The organism is Pedobacter sp. ASV28, assembly GCF_016428855.1.
GTDB lineage: Bacteria > Bacteroidota > Bacteroidia > Sphingobacteriales > Sphingobacteriaceae > Pedobacter.
In genome coordinates this window covers 15,637-35,934 of the sequence record NZ_JAELTN010000042.1, presented here as the reverse complement: position 1 = coordinate 35,934, position 20,298 = coordinate 15,637, and the positions used below count along the sequence as shown (strand labels likewise).

The following is a 20,298-nucleotide window of genomic DNA, read 5'->3' as shown; positions in this document are numbered from 1 at the left end:
TTGGCGCATAATCGGTTAACTTTTTTGATAGGTTCAGGTTGTTACATAGGCTGGTTACTTTAGTTTATGATTTTAATGGTATTATTTACAATTTTGAATTTTAATTCTCCGGTGTCTTCTAGTATTTTTAAGATGCTATTTAGGGTTTCATCTTTTGATAGCAATATATTATAGCGGGTTTCCGGAATGTTGTTATAATCTACATGAACATTGTACCATCTGGCCAGTTGTTTTAATATTTCCCTGAGATAAACATCATCGAACATAAAATTCCCTTGGGTCCAGGCAATAGAAGGCTCTACATTAACCTGGCTAACATTAATGTGGTCGTTGTTGTCGGTTAAGGCCTGATCGCCTGGTTCCAAGCTGTATTTTTGATGGTTTTTATTGTCGATCACATTCACATGTCCACTAATCAGTGTTGTTTTTTGAAATGAATCATCGGCATAAGAGCTAATGTTGAACTTGGTGCCTACAACTTCTATGGTTTGTTTTTGGGTTTTTACAATGAATGGAACTTTTTTGTTTCCCTTATACAATTTTGTAACCTCAAAATAGGCTTCTCCACTAAGTTCAACCACTCGTTCCTTGTCATTGAAGTTTTTTGGATATTTCAATGATGAAAGAGAGTTCAGGAATACTTTGGTGCCATCAGATAAAATGACTTCATATTTTCCGCCTGCAGGAATGGTTAGCTCATTGAGAAGTAATCCTTCAGTATCTTCTTTTTCCGCAGAAGAAGTATACATGAGCAAGCCATCTTTAACTTTTAGAATCTTAGAGTTGAGATCGGCTATAAGCCCTTGTTCATTCTGCCCATCAAGTAATATGGTAGAGCCATCAGAAAGTTTTAATATTGCTTTATTGCTGCCCGGGCTAATTGTGGCAAACTGGTTCGCTTTGCTATCTTTGACTGTTTTCTTTGGATAATTAAGGAGCAGAAATCCCGAAACAAGAAATATGGCGATAGAGGCTGCATATTTGAATAGGCTGTTTGCTGGCAGCTTTAAGAAAAATGGCTTTGGATAAAGGGTTTTTTTGAAAAAAAGATCGGTTTTGTCAAAAATACCGCTATTGTTTATTTGTTCGTTTGATTTTTCATCAATTTCTGTAAATAGCTGCTGTTCTATGAGCGTTTTTAGTTCCAGTTCGTTTACATTATTGCCGAAATATTCAATTAATGTCCTGATTTCATCTGCTGAACATTTGTTTTGTATATAACGCTTAAATAGTTGTTCTATATCTTGCATAAAGAAGTGCTTTCTTTATACTAATACGCTTTAAAGAATAAAATCAACTATCTCTCCTTCAAAAAAAAATAAAAAAAATAAAACAATATGGAAATTGGCAAATCTTTGCTTTAAGATTTTGGTTGCTTTAACGATGTGATTGTTCACTGTAGCAGAAGAAATATTCAACAATTTGGAAACCTCTTCATAGCTTCTGCCTTCTATCTTACAGAGTTTAAAGACTTCTTTACATTTTTCGGGCAGGTTCTCAATTTCCTCTTTTAGGTTCTTGATATCTTCTTTGAGATGCAGGTCTTGTTCCAGGGGATTATATTCATGTTCCTTGTACGAAGTGAGGAGCTGATCTTGTAGCTTTAAATCTCTTGATGCTTTTCGGAAGAAATCATAGACCTTATTTTTTGCAATACTGTACAACAGGCTTTGAAATGATTTCTCCAAGTCTATTTTTTCCCTGTTTTGCCAAATGGTCATAAATACATCCTGCAAAATATCTGAGGAAAGGTCAACATCTTTTACAAGCCGGTAGATGTTGGCAAATAAGTGAGCTCTGTATTTTCTGTATAAAAAATCGAATCCTTTTATATCTCCACTTTTCAGCAGCTGAATCGAGTTTTCGTCGTCAGAAAAATTGCGCATAAATAGCGGTGAGGTTTAGGGTAATAGTTGTGTTTGTTTCAAATATATTACATTAATTTAAAAAAGCTATAACTTTTAATAAGTTTGCCTTGATTCGAGTTTGCTGTTATACAGGTGTTTAGCGGTAATGTCAGAACAGGGCTTCTAAAATCATCGGAAATGCTAAAGAGCGAATGTTTATTTGTACAGACTTTTTTTATCCATAAAATCGATTACAGAATCGGGCACCATAAACTGGATGTTTTTTTCTTGCTTTATGGCATTTCTAATGAACGTGGAGGAAATGTCCATTTGGGGAGTATCGGTAAATACGATAGATGAATGGTCATTCCATTCGCTCGTATCTACATTTGGACGGGGGTAGACGAATATCTTATAATGGCTCAGCAATACTTCATAATTCTTCCATTTTTTGAAAGAGCTAAGGTTGTCTGCTCCCATGATCAGTGCAAATTCTTTTTCAGGGTATTTTTCTTTCAGATAGGCGAGAGTATCTACCGTATAGGAGGGTTGTGGAAGTTTAAATTCAATATCACTGACCTTTAGGTATGGTGCGTTTTCTGTAGCTAAACGAGCCATTTCCAAGCGGTCATACATATCGGCCAGGCCACTTTTCTGTTTTAAGGGATTGTGTGGCGAAACAACTAGCCAAACTTCTTTAAGCGAGGTGTAATGAGCCATATAATTGGCAATTACCAAGTGACCTATGTGAATAGGATTAAATGACCCAAAGAAAAGACCAATCATAGAAGTTAAAAGTCAAAATTCAATATTTTTCTAGCCTTTCAGGAACGTGCCAACTAATTGCTCTGCCTCGGCACAGGCCGTTTCTAAATCAAAGTTTTTAAGGATAACGTCAAATTTATCTGCGTATTTTAATTCTTTCTCTGCCTTGGCAAATCGTTCCTGTAGTTTTTCTTCACTATCGGTCCCTCTGCCCGTTAACCTCTCTTTTAGCACTTCTAAGGAAGGCGGCTGAACAAAAATGGCCAGTGCATCTTCTTCGAATTTTCTTTTTAAACGTAGGCCGCCTTCTACATCGATGTCGAAGATGACGTGCTTGCCTTCGTTCCAAATTCGTTCTATCTCTGAACGTAAAGTACCATAAAATGTGCCGCTGTATACCTCTTCAAATTCTACGAATTCCTGATGGGCTACTTTGTGCAGGAATTCTTCTTTGCTGATGAAGTAATAGTCTTTTTCATTGGTTTCGCTACCTCTCAGTTCTCTTGTTGTAGCAGAAATGGAGAAGCTTAAATTGGGAAATTTAGTAAGCAGATGCTTTACAATGGTGGTTTTGCCAGCTCCTGATGGCGCAGAAAATATGATGAGTTTGCCTTGCATAATATGTGTTTTGCGTTGGGCGTTCTGCGTTGGGCGCTCATCGCCTAACGCTTATCGCTACAACACATTTAGTAATTGTTCTTTAATCTTTTCTAGTTCTTCCTTCATACCAACTACGAGCTGCTGTATCTGCGCATCGTTGGCTTTAGCTCCCATGGTATTGATTTCCCGTCCTATTTCTTGTGAAATAAACCCTAGCTTTTTACCATTAGCATCTTTGTCTTTTAGGGTTTCAATGAAGTAATTGCAATGACTTTTTAAGCGGGTCTGCTCTTCGGTGATATCTAACTTGTCAATGTAATAGATCAGTTCCTGTTCAAAACGGTTTTGATCTATATTTATCTTCCCTACAGATTCTTCCAGAAATTGGCTCAACCTAGCCTTGACCTGTGGCACCCTTAGGGGGGCTAAAGCTTCAACTTGGGCAAAAAAGCTCAATATATTTTTAATTCTAAGCTCTAGATCTGCTTTTAATACCCTGCCTTCGTCCAGCCTGAATTGGTTAAGGTTTTTGAGTGCCCTTAAAAAGGTTTCATTCAAAATTTCCCACTCACTCTCACTTGCTTCTTCTTCCGTATAGGCAATTACTTCCGGAAAATTTAGTGCAGTTTGCAATAGGTTGGTGGTATTGGCTCCCAAAGCGGCATTAATTTCTTCTAACTGCTTATAGTACTTGGTTAATAAAATCGTATTTATTGAAGCTCCTTTTTGTAGCTCTTCTGGTCTTTCAACGGTGATGCCGATGCTAACTTTGCCACGTTCAATTTCTTTATTGCATAGGTTACGCAATAAAAGTTCCTTATCTGAAAAAGCCTTTGGAATTTTTAAGCTTAATTCTAAAAACTTCGAATTAAGTGATTTTATCTCCACAGCAAATTTAATGTTCGCATTATCTGTAGAGGCCAAGCCAAAGCCTGTCATTGATTTTATCATGTGCAAAGATAATAAAAAGGATTTTAGCTGAAAGGAGTAAGACTTAAGGTTTTAGTTATGGCCTATAATTAATTTGAAAATGTAGGTCAGTAGTTCTGCTGTTTGGGCAATCCTGCTGTACGCTGCTATCTTTTGGGGAACGCAAATGCAAATCTAACTTCGTAAGTTTTAAAACTTACGAAGTTTAAAGTCAGGACAACCAAAAGGATATTCGCTTCCATCAGGTTTAATTCACAATCACCTGTACTAAATGGCGGTTGTGTTAACTGGACTATTCGTTAAGATAGCTTCCTCCATCAAATCGTAAACTTTCTTCTTTAACGCGGGAACATCTTCTAGGCTTAGTCCGGTTACACTTACTTCGGGTAATAAAATAGAAATAATTAATCCAGGTCTCGCTTTTAATGGGTTTTTTCGGGGCAATAATTTTTTGTTGTTGACCATCACAAACGGAATGATAGGCGTTTGTGTTTCAATGGCAATCCTAAAGGCACCATCAAAAAAATCACTTAAAGGGCTTTCTGTTTGGTTCATGGTACCTTCGGGAAAGATGAGTATAGACTGCCCATTTGCAACGTCTTTTTTTAATGCCATTACAGATATATCCCTACTTTCCTTGCTGCTACGGTCAATTAGCACTACAATTCTTTTATAAATAAGACCAAAAACAGGAACTTTCGTAATTTCTATTTTGCCAAGGGCACTAAAGTACTGGGGAATGGTTAAACATACTGCCACCGCATCTAGGTAAGATCCGTGGTTGCCAATATAAATGTGCGACCTTGAGGTGTTGATGTTTTTTTTACCCTTTGTGGTTACCCAGAAGAAGCTGAACAGACTAAAGCACAGGGCCCAGGTTCTTAAAATAAATAGAATTGCCTTCTTGCCTTTGGATAGCGGTAGAACTGCAGAGAATAAAAGAACAAAAGGCAGTGCAACAAACATGAGCACAATAAATATAATTGAGGCATAAAATAAGTATATGGCAGATAAAAATTTAGACATGAATTAACTTTTTTTAACCTATATGCTACGGAAACATTTGTTAAGTTTACAAATTAAAAAATAATGCTGCAATGTGGAGTAAAGCTACAGTGATATTTTCTTTGTTTATGGTTACGCTGTGCACTAGTAAGGATGTCCTTGCCCAGCAGGATTTTATGCTCAGCGGTGTGCTTTTTGAAAATGGAGCGAAAATACGGATAGCATTGGCAGAAGTAAAAAATAAAAGATCCGGATTTTCTACGGGCAGTAACGATATGGGCATTTTCAGCATAAAAGCTATTATAGGAGACACCCTACTTATCACAAAGCGAAATTTTAATGATCTTGAAGTGGTCGTAAAGACCAATAAAGACTTGGTACTGTACTTAAATAAGGGGGCTACCTTAAATGAGGTTGTGGTAACTGGACAAGCTAAGAGGCAGGCCTTAGAAGAACTTAAAAAGGATTATAGGGGAAAAGGTTCATTTTATGAAGGAAAGCCACCTATAGGTTCGCTGTTTGGTAGTCCATTGACTTTTTTCTATGAACTGTTCGGTAAAACCCCAAGACAGGCCAGAAGATTTAATCGGATGTATAGAAGTGAACTTCAGGATGGCTATGTAGACCAATTGTTTAACAAAAGCACCATTAATAAATATACAGGGTTAGAAGGGAAGGAGTTGGAAGACTTTATGGTCAACTATAGACCAGATTATGAAAAGGCCAAAAACTGGACGCAGTATGACGCCGTAAAATGGATAAATGATTCTTATAAAAAATATAGGGATACCATAAAACACTAGATGGCCAAAGCCTCACAAGCCTTTTCTGCAGCCAACTTCTCTGCATTCTTTTTATTGTAATCTCTCCCCACACCGTAGGTCTCATTATCAATGATCACGTGTACGGTAAATAGCTTGGCACTTTCGCCTTCATCATTTTCCACTACATCAAAAGAAATATCCTTGCCTTGACGTTGGCACCATTCGATTAGCCTGCTTTTAAAATTGGTTTCAGTAATTTCGAGCGTATGGATGTCTATGTAGGGTTTTACAATTCTTTTAAGCAGTAAGTTTTTGGTGAAATTATAGCCTTTGTCTAAATAGACAGCGCCTATTAACGCTTCAAAGGCATCGCCCAACATGGAATGATGTTTGGATTGGACATTTACTGTTTTATGATCAAAAACAATCAGTTGATCAAATCCCATTTTTCGGGCAAGTTGATTTAAATTAGCCCTATTTACAATTTTTGACCGCATTTCGGTCAAAAATCCTTCTTCTTTGTAAGGATAACTTTTGAAAAGCAGTTCGGCTATTACAGCGCCAAGAATGGCATCGCCTAAAAACTCGAGTCTTTCATTGCTACTTCTGCTGCCATTCTTTAATACTTTGGCCACAGACCTATGCCTAAATGCCATTTTATAAAGAGAAATATTGCCCGGAACAAATCCAAGCACATTTTTTAGTTTTTTTACAAACTCTTTATGTGGCGATAGGTATAGTTTATAAATGCTGAACAAAGACATTAATTAGCTTCACAAAATTAAGCGCTGATAAAGTAATTGTATCTGTTATACGATACAAAAACCTTTATAAAACAAATTAGACTATTCTTCGTATTTCTTGAAGATCACTGATGCATTATGCCCACCGAAACCAAATGTATTGCTTAACGCAGCTCTTACTGTACGCTTTTGAGCCTTGTTAAAGGTAAAGTTTAATTTTGGATCAAACTCAGGATCGTCGGTAAAATGATTAATGGTTGGTGGAACCAAGTCATTTTTAATCGCCAAGATCGTAGCCAGAGCTTCAATTGCGCCAGCAGCACCCAGTAAATGACCAGTCATGGATTTAGTGGAGCTGATGTTTAATTTGTAGGCGTCTTCTCCAAATAGATCAACAATGGCTTTAGCTTCTTGAACATCTCCAAGTGGAGTAGAGGTTCCGTGAACATTAATATAGTCAATGTCACTAGGCTTTAGATGCGCATCTTCCAGTGCTTTGCTCATTACCATTTTAGCGCCAAGCCCTTCTGGATGTGGGGCAGTAATATGGTGTGCATCTGCACTCATACCACCACCTACAATTTCAGCATAAATCTTAGCTCCACGTGCTTTAGCATGCTCTAATTCTTCGAGAATAATGGTACCAGCACCCTCACCCGCCACAAAGCCATCGCGGTCTTTGTCAAATGGACGAGATGCCGTTGCAGGATCGTCATTACGGGTAGATAAGGCATGCATGGCATTAAAACCGCCCATGCCCGCTTCATTTATAATGGCTTCCGACCCTCCGCTGATAATAATATCGGCAGTGCCTAAACGGATATAGTTAAAGGCATCGATCATGGCATTGGTTGATGATGCACAGGCAGATACAGTGGCAAAGTTTGGCCCTCTTAAGCCATATTTCATAGAGATGTGCCCCGGAGCAATATCTATGATCATTTTAGGAATGAAAAAAGGATTGTATCTGGGCGTACCATCACCTTTTGCAAAGCTGGTTACTTCATCCAAGAAAGTTTTTAATCCTCCAATTCCAGCACCCCAAATTACACCAATGCGGCTTGTGTCAAGCTTGGAAAAATCAAATCCACCATCTTTAACAGCCTCTTCGGTCGAAACCAGTGCATACTGAACAAAAGGGTCTAACTTGCGGGCTTCCTTTTTATCCAAAAAATCTTCTGGATTAAAGTTTTTTACCTCGCAGGCAAACTTTGTTTTGAATTTTTCAGTATTAAAACTCTTGATAGGCGCAGCGCCGCTCACCCCGTTTGTCAATGCTTCCCAAAATTCGGGAACACTATTTCCAATAGGAGTGAGCGCACCCAACCCAGTAACTACTACTCTTTTTAATCCCATTTATACGTATTGTACGGAAAAAGTATTTCTACTTAACGTTTTTCTCTAAATAAGCAATTGCTTGACCAACAGTACCGATAGTTTCTGCTTGATCATCAGGAATTGCAACGTTGAATTCTTTTTCAAATTCCATAATTAATTCTACAGTATCCAAAGAATCTGCACCTAAGTCGTTTGTGAAAGACGCTTCTGGCGTAACTTCACTTTCGTCAACTCCTAGTTTTTCTACGATAATAGCCTTTACTCTTGAAGCAATATCTGACATAATTTTATAATTTAATGGTTAAATAATTCTGTGCAAAGAAAAATAAATTCTAACACATTTCAAATGTTTTTATTTCTCAATCAATTTTAATGTGTTTAAAACCTAAAGTAAAATTAGTTTTATAATTTCGTAATCCTAACAAAAAAATACATTTTGAACAAAACTTATTTAAAACTCTCACTTGACCTTGATTTTGTTTTGATTGCCATAACAGCATCTCTGAAAGATTATGTACTATGCCATAAAATTAATAATGCCCTTAACTTTGAGCTATGTAAGATCGATGACCACGAGATATTTCTTAATGCCGATGACGAAGAGCCCTTGTCCTTTTCAAAGTACTACTTTTTTGTGGAAGAGGGAGAGCTGGAATATTATTTATTGAGCAATAGAAATAGTGAAGGTTTTTTGATTCCAGAGATGAACAAGGTCGATTTTTTTATGGTTATTCATCAATATATAGATAAGGAAGATTTAAATTTAGTGATCGGAAGACTTAATAAAATGCCTGATATACAGGTGGCTGCGCAGATCGATGTAAGGAAATTAAAATCGAAGGAAAATTTGGTAATGTAAATTTTATACTGTTAGTGTAGTAAATACACTATATTTGAATCTTAATCAAACTGAAAATAATATAAACAATTAGGTGAGACAAGGTTGTTTACGGTAAGTTTCTGCACTTGTTTTGCATTATAACAAAGATAATAAATGAAACCTTTTCATTCCAGAACTAAAATTGTTGCCACTTTGGGCCCGGCATCAGCCAAACCAGATGTTTTGTATAGTATGTTCAATGCGGGCCTAGACGTATGTAGGTTAAACTTTTCGCACGGGTCTCAAGCAGATCACCAGGCTGTGATCGATACCATTAGGGACATCAACAAAAAACATAAATACAATGTGGGCATCCTAGCCGATTTACAAGGTCCAAAAATTAGGATTGGCATGGTAAAAGATGGAGGAATCCACTTGGTAAACGGAAATAAAACCGTCATCACTACACAAGAATGTATAGGTAATGAAGAACGGATCTACATCACCTATGAAAATTTTCCACAAGATGTAAAAGCAGGCGAAATTATTCTTTTAGATGATGGTAAGCTGCAGATGAGGGTATTGGAAACCAATTATAAAGATGAAGTGGTATGCGAAGTGGTACATGGAGGCATATTGACCTCTAGAAAAGGGGTAAACCTTCCAAACACAAAGGTGTCTATTCCATCTTTAACTCTTGAAGACAGAAAAAATCTTGATTTTGTGTTGGAAAGCGACGTAGAATGGATCGGTTTATCATTCGTTCGTAATGCCGGAGATATTATTGAACTAAAAGATATCATTAAGGAAAAAGGTAAAACCGCCCGTGTAGTAGCAAAAATTGAAAAACCAGAAGCGATAGCCAACATAGATGAGATTGTGGCTGTTTCTGATGCCATTATGGTGGCTCGTGGAGATCTGGGTGTGGAAATGCCAATGGAGGAAGTTCCTTTGCTACAGAAAATGATCGTTCAGAAATGTAAAGCAGCCTCTAAACCTGTAATTATTGCTACACAGATGTTGGAAAGTATGATTACTACCCCACGTCCAACCCGCGCCGAAGTTAATGACGTAGCTAACTCTGTGTTGGATGGTGCAGATGCGGTAATGCTTAGTGGAGAGACTTCGGTAGGAGAGTTTCCATTGATCGTAATCGAGACCATGCAGAAGATCATCAACAATATTGAGGAAAATAATTATCCGTTTAATGCCGAAAAATATATCAAGCCTAAGGCAGAAAGTTTCTTGAGCGATGCAGTATGTGATTCGGCCTGTTTCTTGGCAAAACAAACTAATGCGGTAGGTATCGTATCCATGACATTAAGTGGTTATACTGCTTTCGAAATTGCTAGCCACCGCCCAGAAGCACCAATATTTATCTTTACAAGTAATGAATCTCTTTTGAATACCTTAAGTTTGGTTTGGGGGGTAAGGGGCTTCTATTATGATAAGTTTGAGAGCACAGATAACACCATAACGGAGGTAAATGAGTTCTTGAAAAAGAAAAAATTGATCAAAAAAGGAGATGTCATTATCAATACGGCAGCTATTCCTTTAGAGAGAAGAAGCAAAACGAATATGCTTAAAATTACTGTCATAGAGTAATCCTTGAATATATAATTTTAAAGAATGCCTTAGTTTTTTGCTAAGGCATTTTTGTTAAACGAATAAAAAGTATATTTTTGCAGCCCCTATAAAACGGAGAGGTGTCCGAGTGGTCGAAGGAGCACGCCTGGAAAGTGTGTATACTCCAAAAGGGTATCGAGGGTTCGAATCCCTCTCTCTCCGCTGATGATTGAGATTAACCTTTGAACATGTTAATTATATCATTAAGATAGTCTTTTACAGGAGGATGAAACCCGCAAGTTCAATATTTGCGGGTTTTTTAGTTTATATCTTATAGAGATATCCATAAATTTTTCTTTTTTCAACACTGGGTTAATTTTAAGGTGCTACTTAAAGAAAAGCAGTAATCTTATCAGATGAGTTTTTAAATATATCATGTTAATGCTCATTGCCAAATCGCACCTATCGCATCTTAATGTCAGTTTAATCGGGTTTTAATCTTGTAGCATTAATTTTGGTCAATCGTTTTTCACTGGGGCTATTTTGATTTTCCAGTTCTATCCAATTTAATAATTATAGAAAATGATGTGTACCAAAAAGACAAGACATGATTAAAATACTTTTAATAGAAGATGATGTAAGGGTTGCTTCGTTTATCGAAAAAGGACTTATTGAAAATCTTTTTCAGGTTAAGGTGGTAAGCGAAGGGTTTACCGGTGTAAAAGAGGCGATGGCCAATAATTATGATCTCATTATTTTAGATGTCATGCTTCCCGGTATGGAGGGCTTTGAGGTCTGTAAGTTATTAAGAAAAAGAAAAATAATTATTCCAATCATTTTTTTAAGTGCACTAGATAGCCCTGAAGAAAAAGTAAGGGGACTGAAATGTGGGGCAGATGATTATCTTTCAAAGCCATTCCTGTTTGATGAACTTTTAGCGAGGATACAGGCCCAAATTAGAAGAATAGAATTTAGCAAGGGAGTGGTCGAATTTCAAAAATATGGTGGTGTAACCATAAATATGGACGAACAAAGTGCCATGAGAGATGAGCAAAGTCTAGAACTCTCACAACTTGAGTTTAAGCTATTGGTATTTCTGATGAAGAATCGGGAAAAGGCGATTTCAAGGATAGCTATTGCCCAATCTGTATGGAACATACAGTTTGATTATACGACCAATACTGTTGATGTATACATTAATTTTCTAAGAAAGAAGCTTGACAAAGGTTTTGCCAAACCCTTAATACATACCATAAAGGGTACAGGTTATATGTTAAAGGAAAAATAGTGGAACTTCAACAAAAGCTCGTCTTAAGATCAATTTTTATTTTTGCAATTACCTTAGGTTTTGTGGCTTTTGGTACTTATTTGCTTTTTCGCTATAATACAATAGAGCTGTATAACAAGAAGTTACATGAAAGAGCAAATTTGGCAGCCGACTATTACTTGGAAAAGGATGAGCTCAGTGAAAAAAGATATAAGGAAATTGATAAGAGATATAGAAAAATCACCAATGAAACCATTCGGCTCTATCATTTTGATACAAAGACAGTTTATGTGAATGATAGTTTAGACTTTGTGATCTCCAAGAATAGGCTTCAGGCAATAGCGAAACATGGAACGCAGACCTTTACAGAGAATGGGAGGCAATTTCTGGGCCTCTTCTATAAAGATAATGAAGGTGATTTTATTATTATTGCTTCTGGGATAGATACCATTGGCCGCCAGCAACTGATGACCTTGCGCTGGATGCTTGGGGCATTTTGTGCCTTTGGGGTGTCTATTCACTTTTTCATGACTTATTTATTGGCTAAAAGGACCTTTAGACCCTTTGCCAGCCTCATCGAATCGGTAAATGCCATCAGACCTAATAACTTGGGCATGAGATTGGATGTGCCTCCCGGTAGAAATAATGAACAGAAAAAACTGATCAATGCCTTCAATTATTTTTTAGAGCGGATAGAGAGTAGCATGGGTATACAGCAACATTTTCTTAAACATGTTTCGCACGAATTGAAAACCCCTTTAACCGTATTGATTGGAGATATAGAAATTGCACTTCATCAGGATAGAAGTAACCTGAAATATAAAGAGATATTGGCTTCGTTGAAAAATGAAGCTTTGCACCTGAAATCAATATTGGATAGTTTATTGATGCTTTCGAGCTTGGAAATTCCCGAAAACCAACAAATGAAACAGCTAAGGGTAGATGAAGTATTATGGGATATATTGGATAAAAAGAAAATCGAATATCCAGAGACCATGGTCTCCATCGTATTTAAATCTGTTGAAGATCTGCAGCAGCTGTTATTGGTGAAGGGCAATCGTGATTTGTTGTTTGTGGCCTTCAGTAACCTTATAGACAATGCCATAAAGTTTTCCAATTCAGCTCCAATTACGGTTACTGCCGAATCTGTTTCTCAAAAACTTGTGATAAGTGTGATCGATAAGGGAATAGGAATGAGCCCTAATGAACAGGTAAATATTTTTAAATTGTTTTACAGGAACAGCACCCATATGAATATAGGTGGCCATGGCATAGGTCTTTATTTAACAAAGCAGATTTTGGATATGCACCATGTTGATCTTCATCTTGATTCTGTACCAGGGCATGGGACTACTTTTAAACTTTCCTTTCCTGCCCAATTTTAGCCATTTACCCTTAGCTATTTTCAATTAATTATATTTTAATGTGGGTTGAAGATCGCTTTCATGTTGGGAAGATAGCTTTGCGACATCAAAAGGATTAGATACACCATGAAAAAAAATCGCACAGTTGGCCATTGGAGCCTTGCTGTCACCTGCTTATTATTTTGTTCTGTAAAAGCTACGGGACAGTTAAAAACGGATACGTTAGCCTATACGATTAAACAAGCAGAGCAGGTATTCTTACAGCACAACTTACCATTGCTTGCAGAAAAATTAAATATAGATCAGGCCGATGCCAAAATATTACAGGCAAAGGTTTGGCCTAACCCTACCTTCAGCTTAGGTGAAGTACAGCTATATAAAAATGCAACAACCGATGATATACCCCCATTGTTTGGCAATTTTTGGCGAGATAGAAATTTCACCCTACAATTGGAGCAGCTGATATATACCGCAGGAAAAAGAAAGAAAAATATTGACCTGGAAATCAAGAATAAAGAGCTGGCACAACATACATTTAAAGACTTGTTGCAAGCACTAAAAGCAGAGTTCAGACAAACTGCTACAGAGGTAATATACATTCAGGGTGTACAAAAAAACTGGGAATTCCAGCTTTTAGAGGTCAATAAACTGCTAAAGGCACAGCAATCGCAACTTAAAGAAGGCCATATAGCAGAGGTAGAACTATATAGGTTAAAGGCCTTGCAGATTTCCTTGCAAGGTGAAATAAACTCGCTTAATGAACAGTTGACCGAAGCTCAAAAAACCTTGAAGACACTCATGTTTATAAATCCTGAAAGTGCCATTGTCATTATAGATAACACAGATGATGTATCTATTGAAAGATGGAAATCTTACAGGTTACGAGAACTCATTTCACTTTCTGAAAATAATGCTTTGTTACAGTCTGCCCGTACCCAGATAAAAGTGAACCAGGCGCAGTTGGCTATTGAAAAGGCGAACCGTATACCAGATATTACGCTAAATGCCAATTACGATAGAAACGGTAGCGTAATGTTAAATTTTGTTGGGCTAGGGTTTTCGATGGACCTGCCATTTTTCAATAGAAACAAGGGAAATATCCGCATTGCACAATATGAGGTAGAAAAAAGCATGCTGATGGAAAAACATAAGGTTTCCGAGCTGAATAATGCCATCGTAAAAACATGGACCGATTTAAATCGAGCTATAGCCCTATATGAAAGCATTGACAAAGATTACCTAGATAAGCTTAATACATTAACAAAGTCGATCGCTAAAAACTTCTCACAGCATAATATTAGCCTTATCGAATTCTTGGACTTCTTTGAATCTTTTAGAGAAAGCAAGGAAAAGTATTATGAAGCGATTAAAAATATCAATGTTAAAAAAGAAGACCTCAACTACCTGGTTGGTAGCGAACTCTAAAACACCATTCAAAAATGAAAAAATATACTGTTTACCTCACTGTACTTATTGCAGTTTTATCGGCTTGTAAAAATGAGCAACCAACCCAGCACGATGATGATCGGGGATGTGTTATTTCTAAAGAACTAAAACCATTGATCAAGTTAGATACACTGAAAACTATACCTATTAACCAGGAATTGGAGCTGACTGGAAGTGTAGCTTATGATCAAGACCATTTATATAGTTACCAGTCGTTGATAAGTGGTGTAATAGAAGCCGTTAATTTTAAATTGGGAGACTATGTGCACAAGGGTCAACCTTTGTTAACCGTAAGGACTGCAGAAGTAAGCGGCCAGAAAGCTGAGCTATTAAAGGCTAGGACGGAAATTATACTTTTGAAACGTAAAGTTAGCGCAACGCAAAATTTATATAATGATGGGGTAGCTGCCGAAAGAGAACTTTTAGAGGCTAAAAATGAGCTTGCGGCCGCACAGGCAGAAGTCATTCGCTTAGAAGAAACACTTAAATTACAAGGGGCCAACGTTGAAAAGTCTCTAGTCATTGTGAAGGCGCCAGCCAATGGATATATTGTAGATAAAAAAGTTACCCAAGGTACACAAATAGATACTGGTCAGGATGATCTTTTCGTCATCTCTGATCTAAAAAAGGTATGGGTAATGGCCAATGTATATGTTACGCAGTTGGAAAAGGTGAAGGTTGGGCAATTGGTAGAAATCGAATCGACAGCTTACCCAGAAAAAGTTTTTAAAGGTAAGGTCACACGTTTATCTAACACCTTCGATTCCGAAGAAAGGGTGCTAAAGGCAATTATAGAAATAGATAATAGCAAACTAGAACTTAAACCTTCTATGATGGTTAACGTGAATGTTTATCAGCCTACTAAGCAACTTGCTGTAGCTATACCTAAACATGCTGTGATATTCGATAATAATAGCTACCACCTATTGAAATATGAAACAGACTGTGCTGTATTGCGCATAGCCATCACACCAATTGCCAAAGACAAGAAATATTTTTATGTAGAACCTGGTAGTATAGGCGAAGGAACTACTGTAATTGGCCAAAATCAATTGCTCATCTATAATCAAATTAAAGAAAGATAAAGGCAGCCATGACAAAAATAATAGAGAATATAGTAAGGTATTCGCTAAAGAACCATGTGATTGTACTTTTCATGGTCTTTATGCTGATGGTATCGGGTATTGTAGCAGTAAAACATACCTTAATTGAAGCTTATCCCGATGTTACCAGCACAAGGTCAAGGATCATCACCCAGTGGCCTGGCAGGAGTGCTGAAGAAATAGAGAAGTTTGTTACCTTACCCATTACGAAAGAAATGAACACCATACCGGGCAAGGCGGATATACGTTCCATTTCCCTGTTTGGACTTTCTGTAGTTACCGTGAATTTTGGAGAAGAAGTTACGGATTTTTATGCACAACAGTATACGGCAAATCGAATGCGAAACGTAGATCTTCCGGAAGGTGCCGATTCTGAAATTGAACCTCCCTCTGGAGCCACGGGAGAGATCTTTAGATATGTAATTAAAGCAAAAGATAAAGAAATTCGTGAGCTTTCCGCCCTACAGCAGTGGGTAATAGAAAGAGAGCTGCTAGTTGTGCCTGGCGTAGCAGATATTGTAAGTTTTGGTGGAGAGGAAAAGAGTTACGAGATCAAGGTCAATCCTGTTGAGCTTGCCAATTACAACCTGTCGGCGCTGGATGTTTTCGAGGCCGTTAGTAAAAGCAATATTAATGTTGGTGGTGATGCCATTGTACAAGGTAGCCAAGCCTATGTCGTTAGAGGAATTGGCTTATTGGATAAAGTATCTGACATAGAAAACATTTTGATTAAAAACGTGAAAAGCACACCCGTACTAATCAAAAATGTGGCTACTGTAAATATAACAGGAAAACCAAGGCTTGGCCAAGTTGGCCTTAACGATGATCAGAACTTGGTACAGGGAATAGTGATCATGTTGCGAGGTGAAAATCCAAATGAGGTTATTGGTCGTTTAAGAGAACGCATTAATGACCTAAACGATAGAATTTTGCCTAAAGATGTGAAGATCGTGCCTTTTCTAGACCGTACCACATTAGTTGACAAGACCATTAATACGGTTACCCATAATCTAATTGAAGGTATATTATTGGTATCTATTGTTGTATTCGTTTTTCTGTTTAATTGGCGTACTACCTTGATCGTAGCTACCGTAATTCCCCTTGCTTTTCTTTTTGCGCTGATCATGCTCCGTTTGCAGGGCCTATCTGCCAATTTGATTTCTATTGGTGCGGTAGATTTTGGGCTTTTATTGGAAGGTACCTTGGTCATTGTCGAGTTTGTTTTCGTTGGCTTGGATAAGAAAGCTAAAGAAATGGGGATGCCCGCTTTCAATAGCATGCAAAAAGATGATTTTATAGGTAGTAGGGCAAAAACAGTAGGTAAATCGATATTGTTTGCCCAAGTTATCTTAATCGTTGCCTTATTGCCCATTTTTACTTTTCAGAAAGTGGAAGGCAAAATGTTTTCTCCTTTGGCATTTACATTAGGCTATGCCCTATTGGGGTCCTTGGTGCTTAGTTTGACCTATGTCCCTGTCATGTGTAAATTATTGCTTAGAAAAAATGTGGTAGACCGTCATAATCCGCTAACAGAATGGTTTGTGAATGGTATTTACAAATTATGTCAGCTTGCCAGTCATCGTAAAAAGATTACAATAGGACTGTTCTTGTTAATTTTGTTGGCAAGTTGCATAGGTTTTAGTAAAATAGGGGCCGAGTTTATTCCAAAAATTAACGAAGGTTCGATCTACATTAGGGCCACATTGCCCAATAGTGTCAATTTGAATGAATCAGTCCGTTTGGCCAATGAAATGAAGGCAAAATTGAGAAGGTTTGAACCCGTAAGCTTTGTGCTGACCCAAACGGGTAGGCCAAATGATGGCACCGACCCAACTGGGTTCTTCAATATCGAATTTCATGTGCAGTTGAAAGATCAGGAAGATTGGCAAACGAATATAAGTAAAGATGAACTTTTGAAACAGATGCAAAATACCTTAAATGTTTATCCGGGCATAGTTTTTGGCTTTAGCCAGCCTATAATGGACAATGTTGAAGAATACGTAGCGGGTGTAAAAAGTTCTTTGGTGGCCAAGGTATATGGCGATGATCTGGTAAAGCTTGAAGAAGCTGCCGACAGTATAGCACAGGTGATAAAAGGCATAAAAGGTGTAGAAGATGTCAATGTGTTTCGAAATATCGGTCTTCCAGAATTAAGGATTAGCCTCAGTGAAACCAAAATGGCAAGATATGGGGTAACCATAGCCGATGCGCAAGCAGTAGTAGAGATGGCCATTGGTGGAAAAGCAGCCTCCAAATTTTATGAGGATGACCGTATGTTTGATATTAGGGTACGTTATGAAGATCGGTATAGAAAATCAGATCAGGAAATTCGTAATATTCTGGTTCCGGCTGCGGGAGATGCAAAAATACCCCTTTCAGAGATAGCCGCCATTGATTTTCATACTGGCCCTGCTTTTATTTATAGGCAAGGCAGTAGCCGATATATTGCCGTTGGTTTTTCAATCAGGGGCCGGGATTTGGGAGGAACTATTGCAGACGCCCAAAAAAAAGTGGCAAAACTAGTGAAACTTCCAGCCTCGTATCGTTTAGAGTGGGCCGGTGAATTTGAAAGTCAACAAAGGGCCATGTCCAGATTGACATTTATTGTACCCTTGTCATTATTGCTCATCGGCTTCTTATTATACCTCAATTTTGGCAATTTAAAGGACACGGTACTTTCGCTGGTCACGGTTCCATTTGCGTTTATAGGAGGTTTTATTTCTCTTTTGGTTACACAGACTGTATTTGGTATATCAGCCGGAATTGGATTTATTATCTTATTTGGCGTAGGTACCATAGATGGTATTATCCTCATTACGGTAATGAAACAATACCTTGAAAGTGGCAAAGAGTTAAAAGAGGCTATTTCAAGTGGCGTAAAGGAGCGAATTAGGCCTGTTTTTATGATTGCGGTAATGGGATCCTTGGGCTTGTTGCCCGCTGCATTATCATCGGGTATAGGTGCAGAAATTCAAAAACCTTTGGCCATTATGATCGTTGGAGGGCTGTTGATATGTATGATTTTGAGTTTGTTAGTGCTTCCACAATTATTTTATCTTGCCTATCGAAAGAAGGATAAGCAGTTGATGGTTAAGGATATTTAATTAAACTTAGTGCTGATCAAAAGGTAAATGATTATTAATTTCATTTACCTTTTTGGTATTCTTTTCCCAAATTGTCAAAGGTTGATTGGTTATGGAACTGGAGAAATCCATCAACCTTCTACAATATCTCCCTGAGCTCCCTTGGCGGAGAGACCAAGGCGGTCATTCACCTTTCCTTTAACGAGCTGAACAGCTATTCCTTTTTTCGATATCGCCGAGATATTGGTTAGAGGTGTTTCGCCGTTATCGGTAACTGCGATAGCAATGGAATGATCACCATTAGCAACGATATCTCCATCAACATTCAATTTACGTACAATTCCACCTTCTACATGATAAGAATGTACATTGTCTCCATAAGTTGTAATCCCTCCCGAAATGTTTAGTTGCCCAATTTCTCCACCAGGTTTAACACTAAGGGCATCTGCGGGAAGAGTCATAATTACCCCTTTAACAAGCGATTGGCCTACGGCTCCATAGGTAATAATGCCGTTTTTTACTTCGATACTGCCAACAGGCTTACTAAACTGCATGCCTATAGAACCATTACCATGGGTAATAATAGAGTGAAAAGTTGCTTTTTTAACAGTGCCGTCATACTGGTTAAAACCCCGTGCACCCGAGCCAAAGGTTTCGATTTTTTCTTGGGCTTCAAATTCATCAACCGTACCAAAGTTTACGAAACCGATACCACTTGGTCCGTATGAGGTAATGTGTTTTTCAGCTATCCATTTTTCTACATGTCCCCAAGTATCCAATACCATATCATTTACGCCATAGGTAGTTACTGAACCATGATGGCGTAAGTTTTTTACTTTGGTACCATTTACCATAAAAACACCGGCAGTAATTATATCTGGCTGACCGAAAGGGATCATTCCATTTGAGTAAATATCGCCAGTTGTTATCGTATCTGCAATTACCCAACCACCATTGTCTCCAAATCCGCAAATAAATAAGCCTGTGCCTATTACGGGAGCGCCTTTTCGACCTAGGCTGATATTTGTTAATGTAGCATTGATCACACTTTCTGGATCACTGTTGAAATTATAAACGGTAAAAGCGCCTTGATAAACATTCACGCCGTATTTCTGTGGCTGTTCTGAGTACCTGCGGGCATCGCAGGCTACAATGTCAATGTTATCGGCAATTAGGTTTGCTTTATTCGTGCCCGCTCGGGTCAGTATTTGAACCTGCCCTGAAACAGTCAGGTTTTTTAGGGTTAAGGTACCTAAATCGGGATGGTTGCTTAATGTGTATATAGCCCTGTTATTGGGATTGGCTTGAATGGTAAGATTGGCCACTTTATTATGGGCTGTAAGACCAATGCCATCACCGTTATTAAAACTGATGATGCAACTTTCTTGGTTAATCCCGCTTAAACCAAAACCTTTGGGCAATACAATGGAATATGGACAAAGTATGGAAGTTTGTATTTCTAAATCTTGAGGGGTATGGCTTTCCAAGGCAATCATCAGGTCTATAAGTGAATTGATTGGTGTTTTCATAGTTTTTATCGTATGATCGATTAGATGTAACACTTAAGTATAAATAATGTTTCGCGTTTATATAGAGCGAGCATTTTTGACAACTTATTCAGAATATAGTTGGTTGTGGTTAATGATATTATGGACAA

General features: G+C 37.8%; 18 protein-coding genes and 1 tRNA gene. 9 read left to right on the top strand and 10 right to left on the bottom strand.

The features are described from left to right. Positions 1 to 59 precede the first annotated feature (59 nt). The 6 genes from JHD79_RS15435 to JHD79_RS15410 form a co-directional block, all read right to left on the bottom strand. Entirely contained in the window at positions 60 to 1,250 is a 1,191-nt protein-coding gene (locus JHD79_RS15435; RefSeq protein WP_199120199.1) for a FecR family protein, read from the bottom strand. A gap of 30 nt (positions 1,251 to 1,280) precedes the next feature. Further along, positions 1,281 to 1,886 (bottom strand): RNA polymerase sigma factor, encoded by a 606-nt coding sequence (locus JHD79_RS15430; protein ID WP_199120198.1) that lies wholly within the window; start codon positions 1,884 to 1,886, stop codon positions 1,281 to 1,283. 177 nt (positions 1,887 to 2,063) lie between these two features. After that, complete coding sequence (gene nadD / locus JHD79_RS15425) at positions 2,064 to 2,633, bottom strand: nicotinate (nicotinamide) nucleotide adenylyltransferase (RefSeq protein WP_199120197.1); 570 nt, start codon at positions 2,631 to 2,633, stop codon at positions 2,064 to 2,066. A gap of 30 nt (positions 2,634 to 2,663) precedes the next feature. Next, entirely contained in the window at positions 2,664 to 3,230 is a 567-nt protein-coding gene (gene gmk, locus JHD79_RS15420; protein WP_199120196.1) for a guanylate kinase, read from the bottom strand. A 57-nt stretch (positions 3,231 to 3,287) separates the two neighbouring features. Then, the gene (locus JHD79_RS15415) at positions 3,288 to 4,151 is read right to left on the bottom strand and encodes a YicC/YloC family endoribonuclease (protein WP_199120209.1); all 864 of its coding nucleotides are present in this window, start codon (positions 4,149 to 4,151) and stop codon (positions 3,288 to 3,290) included. 258 nt (positions 4,152 to 4,409) lie between these two features. Further along, on the bottom strand, positions 4,410 to 5,168 hold the full coding sequence (locus tag JHD79_RS15410; RefSeq protein WP_199120195.1) for a 1-acyl-sn-glycerol-3-phosphate acyltransferase: 759 nt from the start codon (positions 5,166 to 5,168) through the stop codon (positions 4,410 to 4,412). Between the two features lie 71 nt (positions 5,169 to 5,239). Between JHD79_RS15410 and JHD79_RS15405 the strand changes: the two genes are divergently transcribed. After that, complete coding sequence (locus JHD79_RS15405) at positions 5,240 to 5,950, top strand: hypothetical protein (RefSeq protein WP_199120194.1); 711 nt, start codon at positions 5,240 to 5,242, stop codon at positions 5,948 to 5,950. On the opposite strand, the gene rnc is transcribed toward JHD79_RS15405, so the two are convergent. From rnc to JHD79_RS15390, 3 genes are all read right to left on the bottom strand, one after another. Beyond that, positions 5,947 to 6,675 (bottom strand): ribonuclease III, encoded by a 729-nt coding sequence (rnc, locus tag JHD79_RS15400; RefSeq protein ID WP_199120193.1) that lies wholly within the window; start codon positions 6,673 to 6,675, stop codon positions 5,947 to 5,949. The two genes, JHD79_RS15405 and rnc, sit on opposite strands and share 4 nt — an antisense overlap. A gap of 81 nt (positions 6,676 to 6,756) precedes the next feature. After that, on the bottom strand, positions 6,757 to 8,010 hold the full coding sequence (fabF, locus tag JHD79_RS15395; RefSeq protein WP_199120192.1) for a beta-ketoacyl-ACP synthase II: 1,254 nt from the start codon (positions 8,008 to 8,010) through the stop codon (positions 6,757 to 6,759). A 28-nt stretch (positions 8,011 to 8,038) separates the two neighbouring features. Beyond that, on the bottom strand, positions 8,039 to 8,275 hold the full coding sequence (locus JHD79_RS15390) for an acyl carrier protein (protein WP_008508386.1): 237 nt from the start codon (positions 8,273 to 8,275) through the stop codon (positions 8,039 to 8,041). A 153-nt stretch (positions 8,276 to 8,428) separates the two neighbouring features. Here JHD79_RS15390 and JHD79_RS15385 point away from each other — a divergent pair, with 153 nt between their 5' ends. The 8 genes from JHD79_RS15385 (at position 8,429) to JHD79_RS15350 (ending at position 18,662) form a co-directional block, all read left to right on the top strand. Beyond that, entirely contained in the window at positions 8,429 to 8,851 is a 423-nt protein-coding gene (locus tag JHD79_RS15385; RefSeq protein WP_199120191.1) for an IPExxxVDY family protein, read from the top strand. Between the two features lie 135 nt (positions 8,852 to 8,986). Next, positions 8,987 to 10,417, top strand: coding sequence for a pyruvate kinase (pyk, locus tag JHD79_RS15380; RefSeq protein ID WP_199120190.1), 1,431 nt, complete (start codon positions 8,987 to 8,989; stop codon positions 10,415 to 10,417). A 95-nt stretch (positions 10,418 to 10,512) separates the two neighbouring features. Further along, positions 10,513 to 10,600 (top strand) — tRNA-Ser (locus JHD79_RS15375). Positions 10,601 to 10,985: 385 nt separating this feature from the next. Then, positions 10,986 to 11,666 carry a response regulator transcription factor gene (locus JHD79_RS15370; RefSeq protein WP_199120189.1) on the top strand — a complete coding sequence of 227 codons (681 nt, stop codon included), beginning with the start codon at positions 10,986 to 10,988 and terminating at the stop codon, positions 11,664 to 11,666. Further along, entirely contained in the window at positions 11,666 to 13,030 is a 1,365-nt protein-coding gene (locus JHD79_RS23180; protein WP_199120188.1) for a HAMP domain-containing sensor histidine kinase, read from the top strand. The genes JHD79_RS15370 and JHD79_RS23180 overlap by 1 nt, the downstream gene beginning before the upstream one ends. Before the next feature lie 105 nt (positions 13,031 to 13,135). Further along, a complete protein-coding gene (locus JHD79_RS15360) occupies positions 13,136 to 14,434 on the top strand; it encodes a TolC family protein (RefSeq protein ID WP_199120187.1) in 1,299 nt (432 codons plus the stop codon). A 14-nt stretch (positions 14,435 to 14,448) separates the two neighbouring features. Next, the gene (locus JHD79_RS15355; protein ID WP_199120186.1) at positions 14,449 to 15,540 is read left to right on the top strand and encodes an efflux RND transporter periplasmic adaptor subunit; all 1,092 of its coding nucleotides are present in this window, start codon (positions 14,449 to 14,451) and stop codon (positions 15,538 to 15,540) included. An 8-nt stretch (positions 15,541 to 15,548) separates the two neighbouring features. Beyond that, positions 15,549 to 18,662, top strand: a complete 3,114-nt coding sequence (locus JHD79_RS15350) for an efflux RND transporter permease subunit (RefSeq protein WP_199120185.1) — start codon at positions 15,549 to 15,551, stop codon at positions 18,660 to 18,662. 110 nt (positions 18,663 to 18,772) lie between these two features. Here the strand turns inward: JHD79_RS15350 and JHD79_RS15345 are convergent, their stop codons facing one another. After that, entirely contained in the window at positions 18,773 to 20,170 is a 1,398-nt protein-coding gene (locus JHD79_RS15345; RefSeq protein ID WP_199120184.1) for a hypothetical protein, read from the bottom strand. Between the last annotated feature and the right edge of the window lie 128 nt (positions 20,171 to 20,298).